At 44.8% G+C, this 3,200-nt stretch carries 3 protein-coding genes and 3 pseudogenes; 3 read left to right on the top strand and 3 right to left on the bottom strand.

All coding sequences use genetic code 11. The annotated features are described in order from the left end of the window. Positions 1 to 326 precede the first annotated feature (326 nt). On the bottom strand, positions 327 to 524 hold the full coding sequence (locus HEN33_RS24470) for a helix-turn-helix transcriptional regulator (protein WP_000958487.1): 198 nt from the start codon (positions 522 to 524) through the stop codon (positions 327 to 329). A gap of 65 nt (positions 525 to 589) precedes the next feature. Continuing rightward, positions 590 to 860 (bottom strand): annotated as a pseudogene (locus tag HEN33_RS24465) (hypothetical protein); the annotation flags it as partial. A gap of 304 nt (positions 861 to 1,164) precedes the next feature. Here HEN33_RS24465 and HEN33_RS24460 point away from each other — a divergent pair. The 3 genes and pseudogenes from HEN33_RS24460 to HEN33_RS27185 all read left to right on the top strand — a co-directional run. Beyond that, complete coding sequence (locus tag HEN33_RS24460; RefSeq protein ID WP_000180465.1) at positions 1,165 to 1,353, top strand: hypothetical protein; 189 nt, start codon at positions 1,165 to 1,167, stop codon at positions 1,351 to 1,353. 327 nt (positions 1,354 to 1,680) lie between these two features. Then, on the top strand, positions 1,681 to 1,875 hold the full coding sequence (locus tag HEN33_RS24450; RefSeq protein ID WP_001004881.1) for a hypothetical protein: 195 nt from the start codon (positions 1,681 to 1,683) through the stop codon (positions 1,873 to 1,875). 312 nt (positions 1,876 to 2,187) lie between these two features. Further along, positions 2,188 to 2,552, top strand: a pseudogene (locus tag HEN33_RS27185) (DDE-type integrase/transposase/recombinase); the annotation flags it as partial. Positions 2,553 to 2,673: 121 nt separating this feature from the next. On the opposite strand, the pseudogene HEN33_RS24445 reads toward HEN33_RS27185, so the two are convergent. Next, positions 2,674 to 3,010 (bottom strand): annotated as a pseudogene (locus HEN33_RS24445) (hypothetical protein). Positions 3,011 to 3,200 lie beyond the last annotated feature (190 nt).

Below are 3,200 nucleotides of genomic sequence, written 5' to 3'. Positions count from 1 at the left end.
TATATCACTGGCGCTGACAAATGTTTCTTTTCTAATTTACTGAACCGGCGCAGACACGCAGGAAAGCACGCCGGCACCGGTGTAATGCCAGTTCTAATCAATAAGAATGGAATGACGAATCAGTCAGGAAGGGATAACAACCCGCTGCTGAACGGAAGGTATCAGCAGGAAGATGAACGGGAATATCGCCAGCACCAAGGGCAGGGCCGGGTTCCACAATACCAGCGCTGGCATTTTGCACATTGCCAGCGTACCGGCATTACAACACGTTTCATGCTGCTGCCCCCCAGGATTCCTCGATTCGTTGCTACATCCACTGCTCTACTTCACTTCCACTGCTCCACTTCACTTTTGTACCAGCGGCTGCTGCGCCCCAGTTTGATGGGTTTAGGGAAATGGCCTTCACTGATCAACTTGTAAAACCATTTGTCGGTCATACCGGTGAAACTGGTGATATAGTTCATGTCGATCAGGGAATTATCGGCACGCAGAAATACGCTGTCGTGGCTTGTTGTAGTCAACATGGTCAGAATGTCCTGTGAGATTTATGAAGATTGTGCGAATGCGGGAAATCTACTGAGCTGTGCTTTCAGAACTGGCCTGTTACGGGATACCAGGGATTACCGGCGGGGTAACGGGCTTCCGGATCATACACACCACGATTATCGCGGACAAAATCACTGAACGCCCATATCACCTCTTTAAGTATGTCTTCGCAGTCCGGTAAATGACGATCCAGCGCCACATCCCGGGTGGTACAGCTTTGATGCGCCCGGTGACACAAAGCCCGGATTGTTCCAGACATCCTGAATCAAACGCCCCAGATTAGGGGCGTCGAAATATGCCTCTCTGACCATTATATTCCGGCGTATAGGTAGCAGGTCTGAAGTGACAATGCGTCACCTGACGTTAAAAGTCACCCAAGATGACCCCAGTGGGGGCAACAAGTATAAAACCGTTTTTTGATTAAGTGGTCGGATATGAAAAGGGGAAGGTTTATGTGAAAAATACCTGTGTTTTCTTTGAAAACACACAACAGTATCAGGTTATTTATGTTTATACAGTGCGTTCCAAACTGACCTGAATAATTACGCAAGTTGCAACAATAAAACATTTTTGCCGTAGTGTGAGGTACTCCGGTAAATTGCTTTCCAGGTGCAGACAATGACTAACGAAGAACTACAGGCAATCGCATTATCCATGCTTGAGCGCCAGCGCGAAAAAGTACACCAGCAACGAGAGTCTTTGCTTAACCCATCTCCATTCACCAGGCCAAAACGATTGGAGCTTGAAGCATTCTTGGACAAATACCCACGGCGGCTTAAATCAGGCAAAACCAGACCACCAGGCTGATAGCTCACAGTTTGTTCTCCGATTCAATAAAACGGATAAGAACCATCAGCGCGGTAGCGTAAGGCACTACAGCGCATTGCTTTACGAGTAATAACAATGGATTTATCACCAGAAGACGCAAAGTTTTTACGAGAACTGCAACACCGTATGCTCAGAGAAGCCATTATCGAACAGCAAACGGGCATGAGCGCCATAGACCCATTGCGATACAAACGGGCCTCATCTCCTTTAGTTGACGACAATTCCAATGCGGATAAAACACGTCCACCACACTGATTACATTTTTCATTAGCACAGTGGTGTGATGCAGCATACGAGGAAAACCGGATGAATGAGAACAAAATAAAAAGGCTGGAGCAACTGTTACAGGCACGCCAACGGGAGTTTGCCACTAAATGGGGACGTGCCGCGCTGCCACATGAACGCCTAACCTATTTTCCACTTGAAGACCTCATTAAAAATAATGGCAAAAAAATCAGGTCTGATAAGAAACACTTCTTAGAATGCAATGAAGACAAATAACAACAATCTGCATATTGCCACCAACCACAGATGTGGCATCGTTATCAGCGCACTTGATTTTCTTTATATCCACTGACGAGCTTGCCGGGGCACCTTTGTTTGCCGGTCATTCTGGTATCATGCAGATATTTACGGCGTACAAGCCCACTAGCATGACATTGTAATAAGGCCTGAGCCTAACGCTTTAATGTGTGTCATACACTCAGTGGCGTAATCGTTGACAATATGGTGCATGTAATCGTAAGCGTCCAGCGAAATCCATCTGGTCATAATCTGAAGCATCCGACAAAGTGGTGTCCACCAAATAAGTGATCTGCGCCCAATATCCTGAGCCGGAACTTTGACAAAGGCCAACGAAAAATGGGAGCGGATGTTACAGAGTTCTCGGTACAGGGGAAAAGTGGTACCTGTCGCCAGTTCTCCGATCTGTTTAACCGGGAAATTATCTCCTACAGCTTGTCAGAAAGGTCGGTGATGGAGCATCGTTAATACGATGCTATACGATGCATTCACAGTGCCCGGCCAGAGGATGCCCCGTCGCTGCATATGGATCAGGGTTGGCAATATCGAATCGCAGGCTATAGGCAAAGTTAAAGCCCCATGGAGTAGCACAAAATATGCCGCACAAAGGAAACGGTCTGAATAACGCAGTGATGAAGAACTTCTTCAGCACACTGCTAAAACGCATAGTGATCGAGCGCTGATTCTGGCGAACAACTGAACTAATACATCAGAATCTGCATTATGTTAAATAAATATAAAAAGATGGTTTAAATACCCCGTTACTTTTGACTTACACTATACGGTATCGCATCGTTTAATATTCGCACCGGCCAGATTTTTATTTCTATTAGTTGTCACAATACTGAATGCGTACGACCACAGTATTCTGGCTCCTGTGTGGTTATGCTTTAATTCTGCGTTCCGGGCAGATAAGCAGTTGCTTGCAGGAATCCTTCTTGTGTTAATGTCAGTTCCCCTTTTTACCAGTGCTGATTTCCACATTCCGTCCAACAGAGCTTATAGCCTTTCCCTGGATTATAGCATTGTCCGGCTGAAGTTCTTTTTGAATAATAATAGAAGCACTGCTGGCAGATCCAGTCCGTTTTTCATAACCCACTGTACTGATAACCATAATCTAATCAGTAGAAATTGAGTCGAAAATAAGCACTACTCCATACAGGATAATTAGAGGTCAGTTTGATTATTCACAATTCATCATCAGCATTTTCTATTTCTGACGAAATCAATATGAAAATAACCATATATGATAATTATTATAATAACGGCTTTAATTGGAATACATATATTACAACGTATTATAT

The sequence above is a fragment of the Escherichia sp. 94.0001 genome, assembly GCF_013369155.2.
Taxonomy (GTDB): Bacteria; Pseudomonadota; Gammaproteobacteria; order Enterobacterales; family Enterobacteriaceae; genus Escherichia; species Escherichia coli_F.
Note: the sequence above shows the minus strand (reverse complement) of the source record. Positions and strands in the feature narration are given on the sequence as shown.

Bases quoted from the DNA above. Each gene is read 5' to 3' on its own strand.
- HEN33_RS24470 (WP_000958487.1), bottom strand. From the start codon at position 524: ATGTTGACTACAACAAGCCACGACAGCGTATTTCTGCGTGCCGATAAT.
- HEN33_RS24460 (WP_000180465.1), top strand. From the start codon at position 1,165: ATGACTAACGAAGAACTACAGGCAATCGCATTATCCATGCTTGAGCGC.
- HEN33_RS24450 (WP_001004881.1), top strand. From the start codon at position 1,681: ATGAATGAGAACAAAATAAAAAGGCTGGAGCAACTGTTACAGGCACGC.